The sequence below is a fragment of the Enterobacter sp. KBR-315C3_2022 genome (assembly GCF_041399425.1).
GTDB lineage: Bacteria > Pseudomonadota > Gammaproteobacteria > Enterobacterales > Enterobacteriaceae > Enterobacter.
Window position 1 is genome coordinate 68,106 of the sequence record NZ_JBGKEB010000005.1, and the last position, 24,517, is coordinate 92,622.

A 24,517-nucleotide genomic window follows, 5' to 3' on the forward strand; every position below is an offset into this window, starting at 1 on the left:
GGGTCAGGGACGACCCGCTAGCGTTTCTCGTCGGTCGCGGCCTGCATAAGCTGCAGCAGCGTGCCGTCCAGATGCGCCTCCTTAACCGGCGCAGAGAAATAGAACCCCTGAAAGCTGCTTACGCCCATCTCAGCCAGTGCGGCAAATTTCTCCTCGCTATCCACGCCCTCGGCGACGCAGGCCGTGCCCGTCATCTGGCTAAAATAGATGATCGCTTTTATCAGGCTAGAGTCCGTTTCGTTAGCGGCGAAGGTGTCGATCAGATCTTTATCCAGCTTCAGGCCGTCAAAATGAATATGTCTAACCGGGAACATCACGTGATCCCGCGAGAAGCAGTCGTCAAGATATAGCTTGCAGCCGGTTTCTTTTACCCGCGCCATGGTATTAATAATGTCTTTATCCTGCGTGACGTCGATATTTTCGGCAAATTCAAATACCAGCCTGTCGGCCCACGCGGGGTTGTGAAGCAGCTCGAGCGCCTTTTTGGCCATTCCCGGCAGCGCATTGCCGGAAGCGAGCACGGCGGGAATATTGACGGCAAAGTAATAGGCCCCTTTATATTTATTGACCACACGCACCGCGGCGTTGATCACAATGGCCGTCAGCTTCAGCCAAATATAGCGGCTGCGCAGGTTGTGCAGAAAATCGCTCGGCATCAGCAGCGTATTTTCACGCTGCCAGCGCAGCAGGATCTCAAAACCTGTGGCACGTTTCTGGCGATCGACGATGACCTGAAAAACAGGGAAAATTTCATTATTTTCAATCGCCTTAGCGACATTCTCATCCGTAAAAAGCAGCTCGTGAACGACAGGCTTTTGTGCCGCCAGCCCCCCGCTCTGCCTGGCCGGCGCGCCGTTGACGCAGTGCATGGCGGGCTGCAGCTTCTGCAGGGCCTTCTGCCTGTGAATATAGATCGTTTTAATCGAGATGCCGTCGCGCAGGGATTGCTGCTTAACGGTTAGCCCACGAAAGAAATAGATTGCCGCATCAAGCTCTCTCTCGGTGAGGCCTTCAAAAATATATCCTTGATGCAATTCTTCCTGAATGGCCAGCGGCTCAAGCAGAACGAAATCATCAGAGGAAATACTCTCCTTCCTGTTTACACAGGGCATAACGTAAATCTGCTTAAGCTTATTTTTATCAATAACCAGGGAGGAAAACATTCTGTATAGCCAGCTTGTTGCCCCCTGACCGAAAGCAATAACCTCAAGGTTCGCTTCGCTATTATTGATAATATCAACGGTCTTTTTTAAGGCTTCCAGCACATTTCCCACGCCGCTGTGAAAGAAAACAAAAAGCCTGGAGGCCGAAACCGGCTGCGATAAAATACGAGCGTCGTTGCTGGCCTCTTCTACATCGTAAGAGACGCGTTTGATCGCGATATTTTCCTGTTTAAGTAATCCTGCCAGACCTGCAAAAGCAAAATTACAGCCGGAAATAACGGATACCGTATTATGCGTTGAAATCCTGTCCATATATCTTTCCTGTCATGCATGCGTACAAAAGCAATGATGTTGAATATCATCAAACCAAATAAATAATACCCAAAAAGGAGTATTCAATAGCGTTTTTATAATCAGGATGCCGCGCGCTTACTTCATCCTGCTAACAAAATGGTAGCAAAACAACTACCATTGCACCATATCTCATCAAACAAAAAGCGCTTATAACCACCATTTATTCTCTTCTTTATAATAAAAAGAAATAAAAAACCGCATAATCCTTAGGGCGACGTCTGTACAAATTTGTGCCTATTTCCCTCAGTGGTTAACGCAATTTTATCATGTTGCAAAAATGTGCAAGGACAGAGGTGCTACGCCATGTAACGAAATGCGCGAAAACGGGTTAAAGCTTATATTTCGGTAAAGGCGAGCGTATATTTCATTTATTCCGTGTATAATAAGCGAAGATTTATTGAGATCGTAAATATCAAACAAATCCTTTTCTTTAACAAGGAAATTTATGGATATACATGTTTCCATTGATGCTCTCCTGCATCGAAGAAACTTTATAAAAAAGAACCTCCGCTTCCATGAAGCGATAAAAGAACACTTTGACATCAACGATGCCATCTATAAGAAACAGCCTCTTTTTTATAAAGTCATGCTCCAGGAATCGCGTTTTAATATCGTCCTGTCAATGTGCTGCTTCGTGTTTGGAAACCAGGCGTCGTCGGTATCGGAAATTAAAGCGCTGTGTTCTCGCTACGGCATTGCCAGCCCGAACAGCGTCATCGCAATTATCACATTATTGAAAACCACGCACCGCATTAAAACCTGGCGCAGCGAAGAGGATCGCCGAAAGGTGTTAATCGAACCCACGCAGAAGGGTCTCGATGAGCTCAAGCGCTATATGGCGGGCGCGTTTTTACCCGTGAAGCGTCTCTTCCCGGAGAATAATATCAACGTCGATCTTCTCGATAATGAGACGCTGCGGCATAACTTCTTCCGCCGCGCGGCGGAATATCTCTTTCGCGGCGTAACGTTCAAAAAGATATTCCCTGAAATCGGGTTATTTATCGAAAAGGACGGCGGAAGAATGATTATGCTGTATCTCTATCTCCAGGCGAGACGACATCTCAATGCGCGCGGGGCGATTATTGAGTATTCCGCCAGCGTGCTGGCAAAAGAGTTTTTTGTTTCGCGCATCCACGTCCATCGCATCATCAAATCCGCGGAAGAGGCGGGCTACCTCCGGGATCGCGGTGACGGGTCGCTCGACGTTCGCCCGTGCTTTATCGAGCTGGTTGAAAATTACGCGGCGCTCTATTTTGCCTACGTCACCCACTACCTCAATATTCATCCGGTTGAGAAACGACAGCCCCAGCAGGCCGTGCTTCAAAAATAATGATAGCGATCGGGCAACCGATCGCTATGGGCTTATCTTTCGCGCAGCGCTTCTTTCGCTTTGTTAAGCGGCTTCAGCAGATAGTCGAGAATCGATTTATCGCCGGTTTTGATATCCACCGTGGCAATCATCCCCGGAAAAATAGGGAACGTTTTGCCCTGCTTGTTGGTCAGGTGGTTATCGCTGGTGCGGATGTACACGCGGTAATAGTAGATATCGCGCTTGACCTCGTCCTGAATCGTATCCGGCGAGATCATGGTCACTTCACCGTCCAGCCCGCCGTAGATGGAGTAGTCATAGGCGGTAATTTTCACCAGCGCCCGCTGGCCCGGATGGATAAAAGCGACGTCGCGCGGCGAGATTTTGGCTTCAATCACCATCTGATCGTCCAGCGGCACCAGCGTCATCAGCTTGCCGTTTGGCGGAATAACGCCGCCCACGGTGGTCACGTCGATATCCTTAACGATGCCGCGAACCGGCGCGTTGAAGGTGAGCCGGGTTAGCGAATCTTCGCGCCCTTTCATCACCGAACGCTGCGCCTCGATTTCAGCATTGGCTTTCGCCAGCTCTTCCCGGGCGCGGACGTAGTACTGGTTTTGCATCTCGGTCATTTTGTTCTCCAGCTCGTTTTTCTGACGCTGAAGACGCAGCACTTCCACGCTGCTGGCGGCCCCCTGCTTCACCAGCGGCTGGGTCAGGGCAAGCTCGCGCTGCACCAGCGCCGCACCCTGACGAAGCCCGGCCATCCCTTTTTCGAGGCTGTCGCGGCGCGAGGTATACAGCGCCGTCTCCTGCTTCACCAGCTCAACGTCGTCGTCGAGCTCGGCGGGAAAGACCAGCGGCGTGTCGTTCACTTCGGCACTCAGCCGCGCCGCCGTGGCCATCGCCGCGTTGAGGCGCGATTCGCTCTCCAGCACGCTGGACTCGGTCTTGGTGCGATCCAGCTGGGCCAGCTGCTGCCCGCGCTCGACGATATCCCCTTCGTGGACCAGCAGCTTGTGGATAATGCCGCCCTCAAGGGACTGGATCACCTGCTCGTGCGAGGAGGGAACCACCTTGCCGCTGCCGGTCGTCACTTCGTCCAGGTGGAACAGGCTCGCCCAGGCGATAAAGACCGCCAGCAGGGCGAACAGGCTCCACGCCACCAGCGTCGAGCGCGGCAGCTTAGGCTCCTGGAGGCGGCTGTTGTAGCGGGTTAAGTCGCTCATGCCGTGGCCTCCTGTTTTGGCTTCATGGTCACCGTGCGCTGCGGCGCGGCCTTCATCGGCGCCATGCCGTGGTCGCGCAGGATGGCGTCGCGCGGGCCGTCCATCACGATTTTGCCGTTATCCAGCACGATGATGCGGTCCACCAGCTCGAGGATCGCCAGGCGATGGGTCGCCACCACCAGCGTGCGGTTTTTGCCGAGCCAGCCCTTCATCTGCTGGATAAACTGCTTCTCGCTCACCTCGTCAAGCCACGCCGTCGGCTCATCGAGCAGCAGGATGTTTGGCGAGGTAATCAGCGCGCGCGCCAGCAGCAGCGCCTGACGCTGCCCGCCGGACAGCCCGGCGCCGCCTTCGCTGATGGTATAGTTCAGGCCCATCTTCTGCTTGCGCACAAAGTCCAGCGCCCCGCTCACCGTCAGCGCCATGTGGATCTCCTCATCGGTCGCCAGCGGGTTGCCCATCACGATATTGTCGCGCACCGAGCCAAAGAAGAGCCGCGCCTGCTGGCTTAACAGCTGCATATCGCGGCGCAGATCGGCCGGGTCAAGATGGTTCAGGGCGATATCGTCGAGCAGGATCGATCCCTGCTGCGGCTCCTGCATCCCGGCCAGCAGCTGGAGCAGCGTGCTTTTGCCGGAGCCGTTACGCCCCAGCACCGCAATGCGCTCGCCGGCTTTGATATTCAGGCGGGCAATATTGAGCACGTTCAGCTTCTCTTCGTCATCGTAGTAAAACCCGACGTCCTCCAGCGCGTAGCGGCCGTGCAGGTGCGATTTGTGCACCTTTTTGCCGTGCTGCGGGTCGTCAATCGGGCGCTGCATCAGATCGTCCAGGCCCTTGCGCGCCACCTTCGCCGACTGCCAGCGCGAGAGCACGCCGGAGATTTGCGCCAGCGGCGCGATGGTGCGCGAGGCCAGAATCGAGGTCCCGACCAGCGCGCCGGTGGTCATGTCGCCGCTGATCACCAGATAGCAGCCCACCAGCAGCACCACCGCGTAGACGATGGACTGCACTTCCTGAGTCCAGGTCAGCAGCATGCCGGTCAGCCAGCGCTGCTTCATCCCCACGGTCGCCGCCACGTCGTTGGTGTTGTTCCACTGGTTCTGAAAACGCTGCTCCGCGCGCATCAGCTTGATGTCTTCGATGCCCTGCACCGCCTCCACCAGCGTGGCGTTGCGGATGGCGGACTCGCGCATCCCTTCGCTGGAAAGCCGCCCGAGCGGACGCTGCACCAGCAGGCCGGGGATCAGCAGCAGCGGCACCGCCAGCAGCACCACCAGCACCAGCGGGCCGCCGATCATCCACAGGATAAAGACGAACAGCAGGAAGAACGGCACGTCGGAAATCGCCGCGATGGTGGTGGAGGTGATCAGCTCGCGCACCGACTCCAGCTCGCGGATCTGGGCGATAAACGACCCGGTCGACTTCGAGCGCGCGCCGTTTTTAATGCGTAACGCGTGGGCAAACACGCGCTCGGAGATCCGCAGGTCGGCGCGCTTGCCGATAACGTCGGAGATATGCACCCGCAGCATGCGCATGATGAACTCAAACAGGATCGCCACCATCACGCCGCCGAACAGCACCCACAGCGTCGCTTCGGACTGCGAGGGCACCACGCGGTCATACACCTGCATGGAGAAAATCATTCCGGAAAGCGCCAGCACGTTGGCGACCAGCGCCACCAGCATGATGTCGCTGTAGCGCCGCCAGTCCTTGAGCGCCAGCTGCCAGAACCAGTTTTTCTCGTAGGGCTTGATGTAATCGTCCACGCGCGCGTCCGGCGTGGACTCCAGCGGGCGGAGCACCAGCAGCCCCTTCAGGCGCGTGCCCAGCTCGTCGCGCGTGAGCACCGTTTCAAGGCCGCCGTCGCCGCTGAACTGCAGGCTGACGTTGCCGTCGTTGTCCATGCGGTTAATTACCGCAATCTGGCCGCCGGTAAATTCGGCCACCAGCGGCAGGCGCCACGGGTCGAGAAGCGTGGAGTCCGCCGGAGCCAGCCGCATGCCCAGCCCAAGCTGGCGCGCCATATCCTCCAGCACCTGCTGGCGCGGGGACTGGCTTTCGTGGTTGATCGTCACCCGGACGTGCTCCGCGGAGAAGTCCAGGCGATAGTGCTGCGCAACAATGAGCATGGCCTGCAGCCAGGGCTCATAGAGCGGATGTGTTTTCATCATGCTACGTCCTGTCCAGCGCGGTATTCACGCGCTGGAATGATATCGTTTCCGAATGGTTAGAAACTGAACAGTCCCTAAACGCAATCGAAAAAATTAACATATGATTTATAGGGTTACTGTAAGTGATGTAAAGAACGGCAAAGTGCCGCGGAGGTTGCCCTCCGCGGCGTGTGGACTAGACCACCAGCAGCTGATGGTTCGCCAGCAGCGTTGCCAGATCCGTTTGCACCCCGTTCAGCGTGACCACGGTGGTTGGGTCGAAGCTGCTGCCCGTTCCGTCGCGGTCAATCTGGATCTCGGTGTTACTGCCGTTTTGCACCACGCGGATGTAGTCGCTGAGGTTGCCCGCGCCGTTGTCCAGCGTGGCGACCCCGTTGACGTAGCTGGCCGATCCGTTTCCGGTATAGCCGCTGCCCGTGAGCAGATCGCGCAGATCGATGCGGTCGGTGTCCGCGGTCCCTTCCCAGGTGCCGACGGTAAAGCCGTTGACCACGTCGCTGCCGTTGCCGCCGGTGGCGTCGGAAGCGTCGATCAGCTTATAGAGCAGCGTGTCGTGGCCGCCGCTGCCGATGTTGAAGATGTCGTTGCCGCCGCGCCCCTCGAACTGGTTATCACCGCTGTTGCCGGTGATCACGTCGTCGTGGTTTGAGCCTGCCACCCCTTCAATATTCACCAGCGTCGCGGTGTTGAAGCCGGTGTTTTGCGCCGTCGTCAGCCCCAGGTTTACCGTCACGCCCGTTCCGGCGTTGATGTAATCCACCACGTCCATACCGCCGGTGCTGCTCCAGGTATCGTGCTCGGAGGTCGTCGTCCAGCCGCCGGAGCCGTTGTAGGTATAGGTGCCCGCTTCCGCGACGAAGGTGTCGTTATAGCCGGTCCCGACGATCGTCCCGCTGTGGCCGCCGGTCGCGGCTTCGGCGGTCAGCACGTAGCCTTCCTTACCGTTGCCCGCTTCCAGCCCGTCCCAGGTGACGTTGCTGGAGACGCCGTTGGTCGCGCGCACCAGCACCGCATGGTAGGTCTCGTTGGCATCCAGCCCGTAGAAGCTGATCAGCGACGAGGAGTCGTTGATCCCCATCCCCGACTGCGCGTTGAGGATCTGGCTGGCAACCAGCTTGCCCGCGGAGTTGTACAGCTGAACGGTGTTGCCAAAGAAGGCGTTGATCCCTTCGCTGTCGACAATCTTCAGGTGCATCGCCGTCCCCGGCGTAACGGTATTGGTGTTGCGCTCCAGGATCACGCTGCCGTTCTGGCGGAAGATCAGCAGATCCTGCGCGCCGTCCCAGTCGTAGTCGAGGCGCGCCGCGCCGGACACCTGCGTGGCCGTGGCGGTGCTGAACTTCGACGCCGTGAAGCTCGCCGAGCCCGCGATACCGTTGTTGGTATACAGCCAGGACTGCCCGCTGTTGGCCAGCTTGATGATGTCCATGTTGCCGTCCATGTTCCAGTCCACCGCCACGCTGACGTTACCGACGAACTTGTCCGTGGTCGCCGTGCCCACCGCGGTGCCCGCCAGCAGGTTGCCGGTGCCGTCGTTCAGCATCAGCACGCCGCCAGTGTTGGTGCCGCTGGAGGTGCGGTACATGCTCATGTACAGATCCATGTAGCCGTCGCCGTTGAAGTCACCCCAGGTCATGCTGACGGAGTCGGTCGCCGCGCCGGAACCGGTGCCGCTGTACATGGTGTTGATGAAGTTCTGCCCCCAAGTAAACGAGCCGTTCCCCTGGTTGAACATCGTCGACAGCGCGTAGTTGTTGCTGCCGTTGGTGGTGTGCTGGGCAATATCCACCTTACCGTCGTTGTTCAAGTCGACGCCGGAGACTTCGATCAGGCTGTTGTAGTTCCCCACCGTCGAGCCGGACACGAAGGTGCCGTAGGTTCCGGCCTTCGAGCTGCCGACCAGCGTGCCGTTGTTGTTCAGCATGAAGGTGCTGGAGTCCGGGCCGCCCGCATCGCCAACCACGAAGTCCGTGTAGCCGTCGCCCTGAATATCAATCGCCACCACCGCGCCGTACCAGACCAGCGCGCCAAAGCCGCTGAGCGCCGTCGAGGTGTAGGTGCCGTCGCCCTTGTTAATCAGCTGCTGCATGTAGCTGTAGTTGGTGCTTTCGGCCAGGATGTCGTTCAGGCCGTCACGGTTGATATCCGCGTACGTGCCGGAAGTGTAGTTCCCCGTCATCGTAAAGTTGCTGCCCACCGTCCACGAGCTGCGGCTGTCGGCATTCGCCGAGGCGATCTGCTGGTTCGCCGTCACCGTCCACAGGCCGTCCGAATCCAGCATATAGCTCGCGGCGTTCGCCGTGGTCGCGCTGGTCGTTGTAAAGCCCAGCGTGACCGACTCCTCGTTACCAATCACGATGCTGCCCGTGGTGGTACCGGTCGTATTGCCGTTGCCCGCGCTGCTCTTCACCTGCGCCGTCACGTCGTAGCTCTTCACGGTCAGCGCGTCGCCGTCCGGGATCTGCAGATACCAGGTGTTGTGATCCGGGTCGACCACCACCGCACCGCCCGCTTCGGAGGTGTAGGTTTTACCGTTTACGGTAACAACCAGATACTCCCCGTTGGTCAGCGCCGCCGACACGGTGCCATTCAGGATTGGCGTGGTGTCCGGCGTCGTCAGGGCGGCGATGGTCGCCGTGGTGGACGGGATGCTGGTATCGACCTTGAGGACAAAATCGTCCGAGTCGGTGTAGTTCCCCGCCACGTCGGTGATCCGCAGCACGTAGGTATGGTTACCGTCGTGCAGGCCGCTGTCCTGGAAGTACCAGCTGGTCGCGCCGTTCATGGTGACCTGGCCCAGCAGGACGCCGTCGCGATAAAGCTGCGCAATTTCACCGCTCGCCAGCCCCTGGTTCAGGGTGCCGCTGATGAGTGGCGTGGTGTCGTCCGTCGCCACGTTTTCACCAAAGACGCCGGTACGCTCGCCGTCGTTATCGGTATAGCTGACGATCGTGCCCTTCGTCACCGGCGGCGTGGTGTCTACCGTCACCACCTGCTGCGCGGTGGAGCCGACGTTGCCCGCCTGGTCGATGATGCGCACCTGATAGGTGTAGTCATTGTCGGTCAGCGTGCGGGTATCGGTGTAGGTCCACTGGGTGTGGTTCACCGTGACGTCAATCCACGTCGCGCCGCCGTCCAGGCTGATCTGCACCCGTTCGTCGCTCGCCAGCTCGCTGCCAAGCGTGCCGCGCACGGTCAGCGAGGTATCGTTGGTGATGAAGTCGCTGCCGGACTGCCCGGTATCGTCGCTGATGGCGTCAATGGTGATGCCGTACTGCGGCGCTTTGGTGTCCACGGTCACCGTCTGCGAGGTGGTTGAACCGACGTTGCCCGCCTGATCGACCACGCGAACCTGATAGTCATGGTCCCCGTCGGCAAGCGTGCGCGTGTCGGTGTAGCTCCAGCTCGTGCCGTTCACCTTCGCGTAAACCCAGGTCGCGCCGCCGTCGAGGCTAACCTGCACATACTCGTTGTTGCCCAGCGCCGCGCCGAGCGTGCCGTTCAGCGTGTACGAGGTTTGGCTGGTCAGGAAGTCGTTGTCGTCAAAACCGGTATCGACGGTGATGTTATCCACGGTCACGGTGATCGCCGCGTCTGGCGCAACGGTATCTACCGTCACCTGCTGGTGCGCGGATTCGCCCACGTTGCCGGCCGCATCAATGACGCGCACCCAGTAGTCGTAGGTCTGGTTGCCCAGCGTACGGCCATCGACGTAGTACCAGGTCTTGCCGACCACGATCACGTTCTGCCAGGTGCTGCCGCCGTCGAGGCTGATCTGCACGCCTTCACCGTCGGCCAGCGTCGCGCCGAGCGAGCCGTGCAGCGTCAGCGAGGTGTCGTTGGTCACGAAGTCGCTGTTGCTCAGGCCCGTATCGTCGCTGATGCTGTCGATAGAGACGGTTTTGCTGGCGTCCGGCGCAACGGTATCGATGGTCACCACCTGGTTAGCGGTGGCGCTGACGTTGCCCGCGTCGTCGATCACGCGCAGCTGGTAGTTGTAGTCGCCGTCGGCCAGCGTGCGGCCATCGACGTAGGTCCAGGTCAGCCCGCTGACGTTGACGTCAATCCAGGTCGTCCCGCCGTCAATGCTGATCTGCGCGTGCTCGCCGCGCCCCAGCGCCGCGCCGAGCGTGCCGTTCAGCGTGATCTGGTTATCGCTGGTGATGAAGTCGCTGCTGGACAGCCCGGTATCCTGCGTGACGGCATCCACGGTGATGGTGGTTGCCGCAGGCGCGGTCAGATCGAGCACCACGTCCTGGCTGTCGGTCGCGCCAACGTTGCCCGCGTTATCAATCACGCGGACCTGATACTGGTACGTGCCGTCGGTTAAGGTGCGGCCGTCGGCGTAGCGCCAGGTCGTGCCGGTCACCGTCAGGTCAATCCAGGTCACGCCGCCGTCGAGGCTGATCTGCGCCTTCTCGTTGTTGCCGAGCTGCGCCGTCAGCGAGCCGTTAACCACCACGTTTTTGTCGTTGGTGATGAAATCGCTCGCGCTCAGGCCGGTGTCGTTTTGCAGCGAATCGATGCTGATGCCCATCGACGGCGGGGTCAAATCGACCGTGACCGTATGGTCCGCGCTCGCGCCGTTGCCGATGGCGTTGCTGACCTGGGCGTTAATCACGTATGCACCGCCGTCCGCCAGCGCCGTCACGTCCGCGCTGCCAACCGTGTAGCTCCAGCTGCCGTCGCTCTGTACGGTCGTGGTGTAGGTTTTGCCGTTCAGCGTAATGGTCACCGTCTGGCCCGCAGGCGCGCTGGTCGTGCCGCTGACCACCAGCGGCGTGCCGTGCTCCGCGGCGCTGACGATATCGTCCTGCGCAAAGGTGTTGATAGCGATCGTCGGCACGTCGCCGCTCAGCGTCACGTCGTGCGTCGCGCTGCCCGGGTTGCCGGCCTTATCGGCCACCGATGCGGTAAGGGTGTACTTACCGTCGGCGAGGCCCACCAGATCGTGCCCTTCCACAAACACCGACCACGTGCCGTCCGCGCCAACGGTGGCCTGGTAGCTGTGGCCGTTAAAGGTCACGGTCACGGTTTGCCCCTGCTCGGCGGTGGTAGTCCCGCTGACGGTTTGTCCCGCCTGCTGTTCGGCGTTGTTGACGATGTTGTCGCCCGCCACCGTACCGATGGTGACGGTTGGCGCAACGGTATCTACCGTCAGGGTATGCGAGGCGCTGCCGCCGTTGCCCGCCCTGTCGTTGACCGAAGCGGTCACGGTGAGCGCGCCCTGGCTCAGGGAGGCGAGATCGGCCGCCGGAACGTCCAGCGTCCAGGTGCCGTCAGCCTTCACCAGCGCGGTGTAGGTCTTCCCGCCGAGGGTGACGGTAACCGTCTGCCCGGACTCCGCGCTGCTCGAACCGCGAACGGTCAGCGGCTGCTGCGCTTCCGCCGCGTTGAGCATATCGTCGCCGGAGATCGTCGCGATGCTCACTACCGGCGGGGTGGTGTCCACGCTGATGCTGTGGTTAGCCGACGCGCTGTTGCCCGCGCTGTCCTGCGCCGATGCGGTCACCTGATAGCTCGCGCCGTCCGCCAGCGCGCCCACGTCCGCCGCCGGAACCGTGGTGCTCCAGGTGCCGTCGCTCTGCACGGTCGCCGTGTAGGATTTGCCGTTCAGCGTGACGTTCACCTGCGTGCCGCTGGCGAACTGGGCGCTGGAGCCGCTGATGACCAGCGCGCTGCCCGCTTCGGCGGCGTTAATCACGTCGTCACCGCTGAGGGTGTTGACGGTCAGCGCAACCGACGCGGTATTGACCACCACGTCGTGGGTCTGGGTGCTGCTGTTGCCCGCGCCGTCGGTGATGGTGGCGCTGATGGTCACTTTACCGTCCGCCAGCGCCGAGATGACGCTTGCCGGAACGCCCACGCTCCAGCTGCCGCTGGCGTCAACGGTGGTGGTGTACTGCTTGCCGCCAATCGTGACGACCAGCTTATCGCCCACGGTCGCGCCGGTGGCGGTACCGCTGACGATCTGCGCCTGGCCGTGCTCAACGCCGTTGATCACGTCATCGCCCGCCACGGTGTTGAAGCTGATGGTCGGCGGCGTGGTGTCGAGGGTAATGGCCTTACTGGCGCTGCCCGGGTTGCCCGCCGCGTCGCTGACGCTCGCCTGCACGGTGTAGCCGCTGTCGGCAAGCGCCGCCAGGTCGTCCGCCGGGACGTTCACGCTCCACGCGCCGCCCTGCCCGACCTGCACGGTGTACGATTTGCCGCCCAGCGTCACGGTGACCGTCTGGCCCACTTCCGCGGTAGTGGTGCCGGTAATCGCTACGCCCGCCGCCGCTTCGCTGCCGTTGATCACGTTGTCGGCCGCAACCGTGTCAATCGTGACCGTTGGTGCAGTCGCATCCACGCTGTACTCGCGGCCCGCCGAGGCGCCGTTGCCGTTCACGTTGCTCACGCTGACCTGCACGCTGGCGTCGCCGTCCTTCAGGCCGGTCAGATCCGCTGACGGCACGGTAGTGGTCCACTTGCCGTCCGCATCCACCTTCGCTGTGTAGGTTTTCCCGCCGAAGGTGATGGTCACGGTCTGGTTTGCTTCCACGTTGGTGGTGAGGCCGGACAGCACCAGGTCCGCGCCCTTCTCCGCGGCGTTGATCACGTCGTCGGTGGCGATGGCGTCGATGCTGATGGCCACCGTCGCCAGATCCACCGTCACGTCGTGGCTGATGGTGACCGGGTTACCCGCGGTGCTCTGGCCCGCCACGGTAATCGTCACGCTGCCCGCCGCCAGCGCGCCCACGTCCGCAGACGGAACCGCCGCGCTCCAGGTGCCGTCCGCCAGCACGGTCGCCGGGTAGGTTTTGCCGTTGACGGTGACGGTCAGGGCGGTGCCCGCCGTCAGGCCGTCGCTGCTGCCGGTGATAATCAGGTTCTGCCCGTGCTCGATGCTGTTGATCACGTCGTCGCCCGCCACCGTGTTCACGCGCAGGCCCGGCAGGTTGGCGTCGATGGTGATGTCGCGCTCGCCGCTGCCGGTGTTGCCGTGGCCGTTGGTGACGCTCGCGGTCACGGTCAGATCGCCGTTGCCGAGCGCTTTCAGCACGTCAGCCGGGACGTTCACGGTCCAGGTCAGATCGCTCTGCACAACGGCGGTATAGGTGTTGCCGCCGATCTTCACGGTCACGGTGTTGCCCGCTTCCGCGTGGGCAACCTTACCGCTGATGCTTTGATCCACCGCCACCTCGGCGGCGTTGATCACGTTGTCGCCCGCCACGGTGCTGATGGTCACGGTCGGCAGGGCGGTGTCCACCTGCAGGTTCGCGGTATTGCTGATGCCGTTGCCGACGCCGTTGGTCGCCGCCGCGCTCAGGGTGTAGTTCGCCTCGCCCAGCGCCGCCAGATCCGCCGCAGGCACCGTCAGGCTCCAGCTGCCGTCCGCCGCCGTGGTGGCGGTGTACTGCTTGCCGTTCAGGGTCACGGTGACCGTGGTGCCCGCGCTCAGGTTGGCGCTGGTGCCGCTCACGCTCAGATCCTGGCCTTTTTCCACCGCGTTCAGCACGTTATCGCCGGAAATCGCGTCGAAGTTCAGCGACGGCAGGCCGGTCTCCACGGTTACGTCGTGGGTGCCGCTGCCGGTGTTGCCCGCCGCGTCGGTCACGCTGACGCTGACCGTCACCTTGCCGTCGGAGAGCGCGGAAATCACGCTCGCCGGAACGCCGACGCTCCAGTTGCCCGCCGCGTCCAGCACGGTGGTGTAGTCCTTGCCGCCGATGCTGACGGTGACCTTATCGCCCGCCGCCGCGCCGGTCGCCGAGCCGCTGATAATTTGCGCCTGGCCGTGCTCGGTGGCGTTGATCACGTCGTCGCCCGCGATGGTGTTGATGGTTACGACCGGAACGGTCACGTCCACCGTGACGTTGTGGCTAGCCGAGGCCGGGTTGCCCGCCTTGTCAGAAACGGAGGCGGTAATCGTCGCCGTGCCGTCCGTCAGCGCGCCGACGTCCGCCGCCGGTACGTCCAGCGTCCAGCTGCCGTCCGCGCCCACGTTCGCGGTATAGGTTTTGCCGTTCAGGCTGACGGTCACCGTCTGGCCCGCTTCGGCCGTGCTGGTGCCGCTGACGGTCAGCGCGGCTTTCGCTTCCGCCGCGTTGAGCACGTCGTCCCCGGCGATCGTGTTAATGGTGACCGACGGCGCGGTGGCGTCCACGCTGTACTCGCGGCCCGCCGAGGCGCCGTTGCCGTTCACGTTGCTCACGCTGACCTGCACGCTGGCGTCGCCGTCCTTCAGGCCGGTCAGATCCGCCGACGGCACGGTCGTCGTCCACTTGCCGTCCGCGTCGACCTTCGCGGTGTAAAGCTTGCCGCCGATGCTCACGGTCACGGTCTGGCCCGCCTCGACGTTAAGCGTCGTGCCGGACAGCACCAGATCGGCGCCTTTTTCCGCCGCGTTGATCACGTCGTCGGTGGCGATGGCGTCGATGCTGATGGCCACCGTCGCCAGATCCACCGTCACGTCGTGGCTGATGGTAATCGGGTTACCCGCCGCGCTGTCGCCGGAGACGGTGATTTTTACCGTCCCTTCAGCCCAGGCGCCCACGTCCGCAGACGGAACCGCCGCGCTCCAGGTGCCGTCCGCCAGCACGGTCGCCGGGTAGGTTTTGCCGTTGACGGTGACGGTCAGGGCGGTGCCCGCCGTCAGGCCGTCGCTGCTGCCGGTGATAATCAGGTTCTGACCGTGCTCGATGCTGTTGATCACGTCGTCGCCCGCCACCGTGTCCACGCGCAGGCCCGGCAGGTTGGCGTCGATGGTGATGTCGCGCTCGCCGCTGCCGGTGTTGCCGTGGCCGTTGGTGACCGTCGCGACGATCGACAGGCTGCCGTTGCCCAGCGCCTTAAGATCGTCCGCGGAGACGTCCACCTTCCAGGTCAGATCGCTCTGCACCGTGGTGGTGTAAGTGTTGCCGCCGATCTTCACGGTCACGGTGTTGCCCGCTTCCGCGTGGGCAACCCTGCCGCTGACGGTCTGATCCACCGCCACCTCGGCGGCGTTGATCACGTTGTCGCCCGCCACGGTGCTGATGGTCACGGTCGGCAGGGCGGTATCCACCTGCAGGTTCGCGGTATTGCTGATGCCGTTGCCGACGCCATTGGTCGCCGCCGCGCTCAGGGTGTAGTTCGCCTCGCCCAGCGCCGCCAGATCCGCCGCAGGCACCGTCAGGCTCCAGCTGCCGTCCGCCGCCGTGGTGGCGGTGTACTGCTTGCCGTTCAGGGTCACGGTGACCGTGGTGCCCGCGCTCAGGTTGGCGCTGGTGCCGCTCACGCTCAGATCCTGACCTTTTTCCACCGCGTTCAGTACGTTATCGCCGGAAATCGCGTCAAAGTTCAGCGACGGCAGGCCGGTCTCCACGGTTACGTCGTGGGTGCCGCTGCCGGTGTTGCCCGCCGCGTCGGTCACGCTGACGCTGACCGTCACCTTGCCGTCGGAAAGCGCAGAAATCACGCTCGCCGGTACGCCGACGCTCCAGTTGCCCGCCGCGTCCAGCACGGTGGTGTAGTCCTTGCCGCCGATGCTGACGGTGACCTTATCGCCCGCCGCCGCGCCGGTCGCCGAGCCGCTGATAATTTGCGCCTGGCCGTGCTCGGTGGCGTTGATCACGTCGTCGCCCGCGATGGTGTTGATGGTTACGACCGGAACGGTCACGTCCACCGTGACGTTGTGGCTAGCCGAGGCCGGGTTGCCCGCCTTGTCAGAAACGGAGGCGGTAATCGTCGCCGTGCCGTCCGTCAGCGCGCCGACGTCCGCCGCCGGTACGTCCAGCGTCCAGCTGCCGTCCGCGCCCACGTTCGCGGTATAGGTTTTGCCGTTCAGGCTGACGGTCACCGTCTGGCCCGCTTCGGCCGTGCTGGTGCCGCTGACGGTCAGCGCGGCTTTCGCTTCCGCCGCGTTGAGCACGTCGTCCCCGGCGATGGTGTTAATGGTGACCGACGGCGCGGTGGCGTCCACGCTGTACTCGCGGCCCGCCGAGGCGCCGTTGCCGTTCACGTTGCTCACGCTGACCTGCACGCTGGCGTCGCCGTCCTTCAGGCCGGTCAGATCCGCCGACGGCACGGTCGTCGTCCACTTGCCGTCCGCGTCCACCTTCGCGGTGTAGGTTTTCCCGCCGAAGACGATGGTGACGGTCTGGTTTTCTTCCACCTGCGCGGTGGTGCCGGAGAGGACCAGATCGGTTCCTTTCTCCGCGGCGTTGATCACGTCGTCAGAGGTGATGGCGTCGATGCTGATGGCAACCGCCGCCAGATCCACCGTCACGTCGTGGCTGATGGTGACCGGATTCCCGGCGGTGCTCTGGCCCGCCACGGTAATCGTCACGCTGCCCGCCGCCAGCGCGCCCACGTCCGCAGACGGAACCGCCGCGCTCCAGGTGCCGTCCGCCAGCACGGTCGCCGGGTAGGTTTTGCCGTTGACGGTGACGGTCAGCGCCGTGCCCGCCGTCAGGCCGTCGCTGCTGCCGGTGATAATCAGGTTCTGCCCGTGCTCGATGCTGTTGATCACGTCGTCGCCCGCGACGGTGTCCACACGCAGGCCCGGCAGGTTGGCGTCGATGGTGATATCACGATCCGCCGAGCCGGTGTTGTTCACGCCGTTGGTGACGCTCGCGGTGACGGTCAGATCGCCGTTGCCCAGCGCCTTGAGGTCGTCCGCGGAGACGTCCACCTTCCAGGTCAGATCGCTCTGCACCGTGGTGGTGTAGGTTTTGCCGCCCACGGTCACCGTCACGGTGTTGCCCGCTTCGGCGTTGATGACCTTGCCGCTGATGGTCTGGCCCGCGCCGACTTCGCCCGCGTTGATCACGTCGTCCGTGGCGATGGCGTTGATGGTCACGCCAGGCAGCACGGACTCAACGGTCACGGTATGCGACGCGCTGCCGCTGTTGCCCACCGCGCTGGTGGCCGAGGCGGTAATCTCGTAGAGCGCTTCGCCCAGGCCGGAAACCTGGTCGGCCGGTACGGTGGTGGTCCACTTACCGCTGCCGTCCACCGTCGCGCTGTAGGCTTTGCCGTTCAGCATTACCGTGACGACGGCGCCCGACGCAAGGCCGGTCGCGGTACCGCTAATCACCAGAGGCTGCGTTTTCTCAACGCTGTTGATCACGTCGTCGTCGGAAACGGTGTCGATGGTCAGCACCGGGGCGGTCAGGTTCACCTTAACGTCGTGCGTTTCGCTGTCGCTGTTCCCCGCCCTGTCGGTGACGGAGGCGGTAATGGTGTAATCCCCGGCGACCAGCGCGCCCACGTCGGCAGCCGGAACCCCGATGGTCCACTTGCCCGCCGCGTCCAGCGTCGCGGTGTAGGATTTATTGTTGATGGTCACGGTCACCACGTCGCCCGCCGCCGCGCCGGTGGCGCTGCCGCTGACGGTCAGCGCCTGGCCGTGCTCGACGCTGTTGATCACGTCATCGCCGGAAACGGTGTTGATGGTGAGCTCCGGCACGGTGGTGTCCACCAGCACGTCGCGCGCGGTGGAGGCCGGGTTACCCGCCTTGTCCGCCACCGATGCCCCGATGGTGTAGCTGCCATCCGCCAGCGCGCCGACGTCCGCCGCCGGAACGTCCAGCGTCCAGCTGCCGTCCGCGCCCACGGTAGTGGTGTAGGATTTAGTGCCGAGGGTGACGGTCACCGTCTGGCCCGCTTCGGCATTGCTGGTGCCGTGAATGGTCAGGGCAGACTGCGCCTCTGCCGCATTGACGATGTTGTTATCGCTGACGATATCAATCGCCACCGATGGCGCGGTGGCGTCCACGCTGTACTCGCGGCCCGCCGAGGCGCTGTTGCCGTTTACGTTCGTTACGCTCACCTGCACGCTGGCGTCGCCGTCCTTCAGGCCGGTCAGATCCGCCGACGGCACGGTAGTCGTCCACTTGCCGTCCGCATCCACCTTCGCGGTGTAGGTTTTACCGCCGAAGGTGATGGTGACGGTCTGGTTTTCTTCCACGTTGGTGGTGAGGCCGGACAGCACCAGGTCAGCGCCCTTCTCCGCGGCGTTGATCACGTCGTCGGTGGCGATGGCGTTCACGCTGATGGCAACGTCGGCCAGATCGACGGTGACGCCGTGGCCGATGGAGACCGGATTCCCGGCGCTGCTCTGGCCTTCAACGGTGATGGTCAGCTTGCCCGCCGCCAGCGCGCTCACGTCCGCAGACGGAACCGCCGCGCTCCAGGTGCCGTCCGCCAGCACCACGGCCGGGTAGGTTTTGCCGTTGACGGTGACGGTCAGGGCGGTGCCCGCCGTCAGGCCGTCGCTGCTGCCGGTGATGATCAGATTCTGCCCGTGCTCGATGCTGTTGATCACGTCATCGCCCGCCACCGTGTCCACGCGCAAGCCCGGCAGGTTGGCGTCGATGGTGATATCGCGATCGCCGCTGCCGGCGTTGCCGTGGCCGTTGGTGACGCTCGCGGTGACGGTCAGATCGCCGTTGCCCAGCGCTTTCAGGTCGTCCGCAGAGACGTCCACTTTCCAGGTCAGATCGCTCTGCACCGTGGTGGTGTAGGTGTTGCCGCCAATGGTGACCGTTACGGTGTTGCCCGCTTCGGCATGAGTTACCCTGCCGCTGACGGTCTGGCCCGCCGCCAGCTCCTGGGCGTTAATCACGTCGTCGGTGGCAATGGCGTTGATGGTGACGGTCGGCAGGGCGCTGTCCACCTGCACGCTATGCGCGGCGCTGGTGGCGTTGCCCGCCGCGTCGGTCACGGAGGCGCTTACGGTGTAATTTGCTTCGCCGAGGCCGCTGACGGCGGAGGCCGGAACGGTGACCTTCCAGCTGCCGTCCGCCGCCGTGGTGGCGGTGTAGTTAATGCCGTTCAGGGTTACCGTCACGGTGGTGCCCTGCGGCTGGTTGCTGGTGCCGGAAAGCACCAGGTCGGCCCCTTTCTCCAGGGCGTTAATCACGTCATCACCGGCGATGGTGTTGATGGCCAGCGTCGGCGCGGTCAGGGCGACGCCAAGATCGTGCGTGGCGCTGCCGCTGTTGCCCGCCTTATCCGTCACCGACGCGGTCACGGTGTAGTCGGTGTTGGCCAGCGCCCCGACGTCCGCGGCTGGAACGCCCACGCTCCAGCTGCCCGCCGCGTCGAGGATCGCGGTGTACTCTTTGCCGTTCAGGTTGACGGTGACGACGTCGCCCGCCTGCGCGCCCGTCACCTTGCCGGAGACGATCAGCGCCTGGCCGTGCTCGGTGAGGTTAATCACGTCGTCGCCCGCGAGGGTGTCGAAGGTGATTTTTGGCACAGTAGTGTCCACCAGCACCGTGGTGCTGGCGCTGGCCGGGTTGCCTGCCTTGTCAGAAACGGAGGCGGTAATGGCCGCGCTGCCGTCGGCAATGCCCGCCATGTCCGCTGCCGGAACGTTCAGCGTCCAGCTGCCGTCCGCCTGCACCTGCGCGGTGTACTGTTTGCCGTTGAAGGCAACGGTGACGGTTTGCCCCGCCTGCGCGCTGGAGGTGCCGCTCAGGGTCAGATCGGCCCCGGCCTCCGCGGCGTTCAGCATGTTGTCAGCCGCAACCGTATCAATGGTGACCGTTGGCGCGGTGGCGTCCACGCTGTACTCGCGGCCCGCCGTCGCGCCGTTGCCGTTCACGTTGGTCACGCTCACCTGCACGCTGGCGTCGCCGTCCTTCAGCCCCGCCAGATCCGCGGACGGCACGGTGGTGGTCCACTTGCCGTCCGCGTCGACCTTCGCGGTGTAGGTTTTGCCGCCGAAGGTGATGGTCACGGTCTGGTTTTCATCCACGTTCGCCGTGGTGCCGGACAGCACCAGATTCTGGCCTTTTTCCGCCGCGTTGATCACGTCGTCGGTGGCGATGGCGTCAATGCTAATCGCGACCGGCGCCAGGTCGACGTCGACGATGGTACCGATGTTCACCGGGTTCTGGGCGCTGTCCTGCGCGCTGGCGGTAATCGTCAGCTGGCCGTCGGCCCACTGGCCCACGTCCGCCGCCGGGATCGCCGCCTTCCAGGTGCCGTCCGCCAGCACGGTGGCCGGGTAGTCTTTGCCGTTGACGTTAACGGTGACGATGCTGCCCGCCGCCAGATCGGTGCTTGAGCCGGAGATAATCAGGTTCTGGCCGTGCTCGATGATGTTGATCACGTCATCGCCCGCCACGGTGTCGAAGCGCAGGCCCGGCAGCTGGGCGTCGATGGTGATATCCAGCGTGGAGGAGCCGGTGTTGCCGTGGGCGTTGGTGACGCTCGCCGTCACGGTCAGGTCGCCGTTGCCGAGCGCGGTAAGCTGCGCGTCGGTCAGCGGCAGGCTCCAGGTGAGATCGTCCTGCACCACGGCGGTGTAGGTTTTGCCGCCGAGCGTCACGGTGACCGTATCGCCCGCCGCCGCGTTGCTAACCTTTCCGGTCAGCGACTGGCCCGCGGCCACTTCCGCCGCGTTGACGATGTTGTCGCCCGCCAGGGTGTTAATGGTCACTACCGGCAGGGAGCTGTCCACCAGCACGTCGTGGCTGGCAGAGGCGGTATTGCCGACGCTGTCCGTGACGCTGGCGGTAACGGTATAGTTCGCTTCGCCCAGCGCGCCCACGGCGGAAGCCGGAACGTTGACGCTCCAGGTGCCGTCCGCCGCCGTCGTGGCGGTGTAGTGAATGCCGTTCAGGGTCAGCGTAATGGTCGTACCCTGCGGCTGGTTGCTGGTGCCGGAGAGGCGCAGGTCGGCCCCTTTTTCGCTGGCGTTGATCACGTCATCCGCGGCCAGCGTGTCGATAGCAATCACCGGCGTGGAGGTGTTCACCACCACGTCCAGCGCGCCGGTGCCGGTGTTGCCCGATTTATCGGTCACGGAAACGCTGACCGGCCAGGTGCCGTCCGCCAGCCCCTGCACGACGGACGCAGGCAGGCCTAAGCTCCAGCGGCCCGCCGCGTCAACCACCGTGGTGTAGTCCACGCTGTTGATGGTAATAGTGACGCGATCGCCCGCCTCCGCGCCGGTGACGGAGCCGCTCAGGATCTGCGCCTGCGAATGCGCGCTGTGGTTGATGGTGTTGGTGCTGGTAACGAAATCGTCGATGGTCACCTGCGGCACGGTGGCGTCCACCAGCCCGATGCGGTCGACGCTGCTGCCGTTGCCCGCCACGTCGCTAACGCTGGCGGTCACCGTGACCTGGCCGTCAATCAGCGCGCCCACGTCGGCCGCCGGCACGTCCAGCTGCCAGGTTCCGCCGCTTTGCACCGTCGTCGTGTACTGCTTGCCGTTGAGGCTCACGGTAACGGTCTGGCCCACTTCGGCAGTGGTGGTTCCGCTCACCGTGAGCGGCTGCTGCGCTTCGGCGGCGTTAATGATGTTGTCGGACGTCAGGTTGTCGAGGGTAATGGACGGCGGCTGGGTATCCACCACCACCACCCGCGAGGCGTCGGCGCTGTTGCCGCTGACGTTGGTGACGCTCACGCTAATCTGCGCGCGGCCGTCGCTCAGGCCGTCCATCGCGGCCGCGGGCACGGTCAGGCTCCAGCTTCCGTCCTGCTGGACCTGCGCGGTAAAGGTCTGGTCGGCGAATTTCACCACCACGGTCTGGCCCGCCTCCACGCCCTGCGTTTTGCCGGAGAGCGTCAGGTCGGCGCCCTTCTCGGCGGCGTTGATCATGTCGTCCGCGCTCACCGTATCCACGGTCACCGCCACGGCGTTGAGATCCAGCGCGATGTGGTGGTCGGCGGAGGCTTCGTTGCCCCAGGTGTCTTTGGCGTAAATTTTTACGTCGATATCGCCCGCCGCCCAGTTCTGCAGATCCGCCGCCGGAACGCCGATCTGCCAGCTGCCGCTGGCCGTAATCACTGCCGGGTAGTCAATGCCGTTGATGGTGACGGTGACCTGCGCGCCCGCGGCCAGATGGCTGCTGGTGCCGGTAACGGTCAAATCCTGCTGCTGTTCGATGGCGTTGATCACGTCATCGCCGGAGATGGTGTTCACCCGCAGGCCCGGCTGGTTGGCGTTGATGTTGATATCGCGCTCGCCGGTGCCGGTGTTGCCGTGGCCGTTGGTGACCGAGGCCGTGAAGGTCAGATCGCCGTCGCCGAACTGGGTCAGATCCGCGGACGGAACGGTGACGCTCCACGTCAGATCGCTGCCGACCTTCGCGGTGTAGGTTTTGCCGCCCGCGCTGATGGTGACGGTATCGCCCGCCGCCGCGCCGGTGACGCGCCCGCTCAGGATTTGGTCGACGTTCACTTCGCTGCTGTTGACGAGGTTATCGCCCGCGAAGGTGTTGATAATCACCTGCGGGAGCGCGGTATCGACCAGCAGGTTCGCCTCGGCGGAGCCGGTATTGCCCACGCTGTCGGTGCCGCTGACGCTCACGGTGTACAGCGTGTTCGCCAGGTTCAGCACGTCCGTGACCGGCACGTTGACCGACCAGACGCCGTTCGCGACCGTAGCCGGATAGCCGACGCCGTTCAGGGTGACGGTAATCGCGCTGCCGTCCGGCAGGCTGCTGGTGCCGCTCAGGGTCAGCGGCTGCATCGCCTCCTGGGCGTTCAGCACGTTATCCTGGCTCAGGGCGTCGATGGTAAATTCCGGCGGATTGCCGCTCAGGGTCACGCCGTGGGTGGCGCTGCCCGTATTGCCCGCCGCATCGGTGACGGTCACCGAGAACGTATGATCGCCTTCACCCAGGGCGCTGATAGCGGATGCAGGCACGCCCACGCTCCAGCTGCCGTCGGCCAGCACGACGCCGGTGTAGGTTTTGCCGCCCAGCGTCACCGTCACCACGTCGCCCGCCGCCGCGCCGCTGGCGTGACCGGTAATGATTTGGGCGTGGCCCTGCTCGGTGGCGTTGAGGATGTCGTCGCCCGCCACGCTGTTAATGGTCACCACCGGCGCGGCGGTGTCCACGCTGAACCCGGCGGAGGTGGACGTGCCGTTCCCCGCCTTGTCGCTGACGTTTACCGTCAGGGTGTGATCGCCGTCGGCCAGCGCCTTGACGTCGCTGGCGCTCAGGGTGACGGACCATTTGCCGTCGCTGCCCACGGTGGCGGTGTGATTTTTGCCGTTGACGGTCACGGTGACGATCTGCCCGGCTTCGGCGTTGGTTTTCCCGGAGATCGCCAGCGGCTGGCCGTGCTCGGCGGCGTTAACGATATTGTCCTGTGCGATGGCGTCGACGGAGAGCGTCGGCGCGGCGGTATCGACAACGATGGTCTGGCTGCCGGTGACGGTGTTCCCCGCCGCGTCTTTGCCGCTCACGGTGGCGGTCCAGCTGCCGTCGCCCAGCGCGGCCGCGTCGGCGGCTGGCACCTTCACGCTCCACGCGCCGTTAGCGCCCACTTCCGCGGAGTAGGTTTTGCCGTTCAGGGTTACGGTCAGAGCGGTGCCCGCGGCCAGGTTTTTGCTTGCGCCGGACAGGGTAAAGCCCGCCGACTGCTCGCTGGCGTTGATGACGTTATCCCCTGCGGTGGTCGCCAGCGTGACGGTGGCGTCGGCGGTGGAAACGGTCACGGTAATGCTGCCCGCCTGGGTGGTTTTGCTGCCGTCGATCTGCACCACGGACCAGGTGTGCTCGCCGTCGGTCTGGGTCGGCAGTTTTACCGTCCACGCGCCGTTTGAGCCCACCATGGTGCTGGCGATGGTGCTGCCGCTGGCGTCTTTGATCTGAATGGTTGCGCCCGGCTGCCCGGTACCGCTAAACGTCGGGGTGTTATCGTCGGTGATCTCTTTCGCCGTCAGCACGCCCTGCTTGTCGCCCGCCTTGTCCGTCACGAGGAAGGTCGGCTTTGCGCTTTCAACTTCTTTGGTGTTGTCGATCACTTCGGTTTTGGTATCGCCGTCGCCGCCGTGCGCGAGCAGCGCGCCAATCGCGCCGCCGCCGAGCGCCGCACCGGCAATCCAGCCCCACGGCGCGTCGCCGAGAACGCCCTCCTGCGCCAGCAGCGGTTCAATACTGCTGATTGGCGTCGCCTGCGCGGTGAGTTCGGTCATCGCCAGGCCGCTGGCTTCGCCCGTGTCCGCGAAGGTGATATGCGTCAGCTCCTGCTGGTCGTTGAACACCAGCTCGGAGTGGTTTTTACCCTCAGGATCGTCAAGAAAATAGTTATTGCAGCGAATGACGCTGCCATCCTTCATATAAATCAGCAGGTCTTTGCCCTGGCGCATATAGCGCGCCACGTCCTGGGCAGAACCGTGAATTTCAATGACGCTCGGTGAGGTTACGGATACGGAGAGATTTCCTTCCCCCGTCAGCACCGTTTTTTCAGCCGTTTTACGAATGATGACATCGACAATTTTAGCATGACTCATTTTTTTGACTCCTTGCAGGCGTACGCGTCAGGCAGATATTTCCGCCCGACGGATGTAGT

Annotated in this window: 5 protein-coding genes; 1 reads left to right on the plus strand and 4 read right to left on the minus strand. The window is 63.2% G+C overall.

All coding sequences use genetic code 11. From position 1 onward, the window contains the following. Window positions 1-17 precede the first annotated feature (17 nt). A complete protein-coding gene (locus AB8804_RS07390) occupies window positions 18-1,475 on the minus strand; it encodes an EAL domain-containing protein (RefSeq protein WP_371184742.1) in 1,458 nt (485 codons plus the stop codon). Between the two features lie 487 nt (window positions 1,476-1,962). On the opposite strand from AB8804_RS07390, the gene AB8804_RS07395 reads away from it, so the two are divergent. After that, window positions 1,963-2,847, plus strand: a complete 885-nt coding sequence (locus tag AB8804_RS07395) for a MarR family transcriptional regulator (RefSeq protein WP_371184743.1) — start codon at window positions 1,963-1,965, stop codon at window positions 2,845-2,847. A gap of 32 nt (window positions 2,848-2,879) precedes the next feature. Here the strand turns inward: AB8804_RS07395 and AB8804_RS07400 are convergent, their stop codons facing one another. From AB8804_RS07400 to AB8804_RS07410, 3 genes are all read right to left on the minus strand, one after another. Beyond that, complete coding sequence (locus tag AB8804_RS07400; RefSeq protein ID WP_371184745.1) at window positions 2,880-4,055, minus strand: HlyD family type I secretion periplasmic adaptor subunit; 1,176 nt, start codon at window positions 4,053-4,055, stop codon at window positions 2,880-2,882. Beyond that, a complete protein-coding gene (locus AB8804_RS07405) occupies window positions 4,052-6,226 on the minus strand; it encodes a type I secretion system permease/ATPase (RefSeq protein ID WP_371184949.1) in 2,175 nt (724 codons plus the stop codon). Before AB8804_RS07405 ends, AB8804_RS07400 begins: the two co-directional genes overlap by 4 nt. Window positions 6,227-6,404: 178 nt before the next feature. Further along, window positions 6,405-24,458 (minus strand): Ig-like domain-containing protein, encoded by an 18,054-nt coding sequence (locus AB8804_RS07410; RefSeq protein WP_371184747.1) that lies wholly within the window; start codon window positions 24,456-24,458, stop codon window positions 6,405-6,407. Window positions 24,459-24,517: the final 59 nt, after the last annotated feature.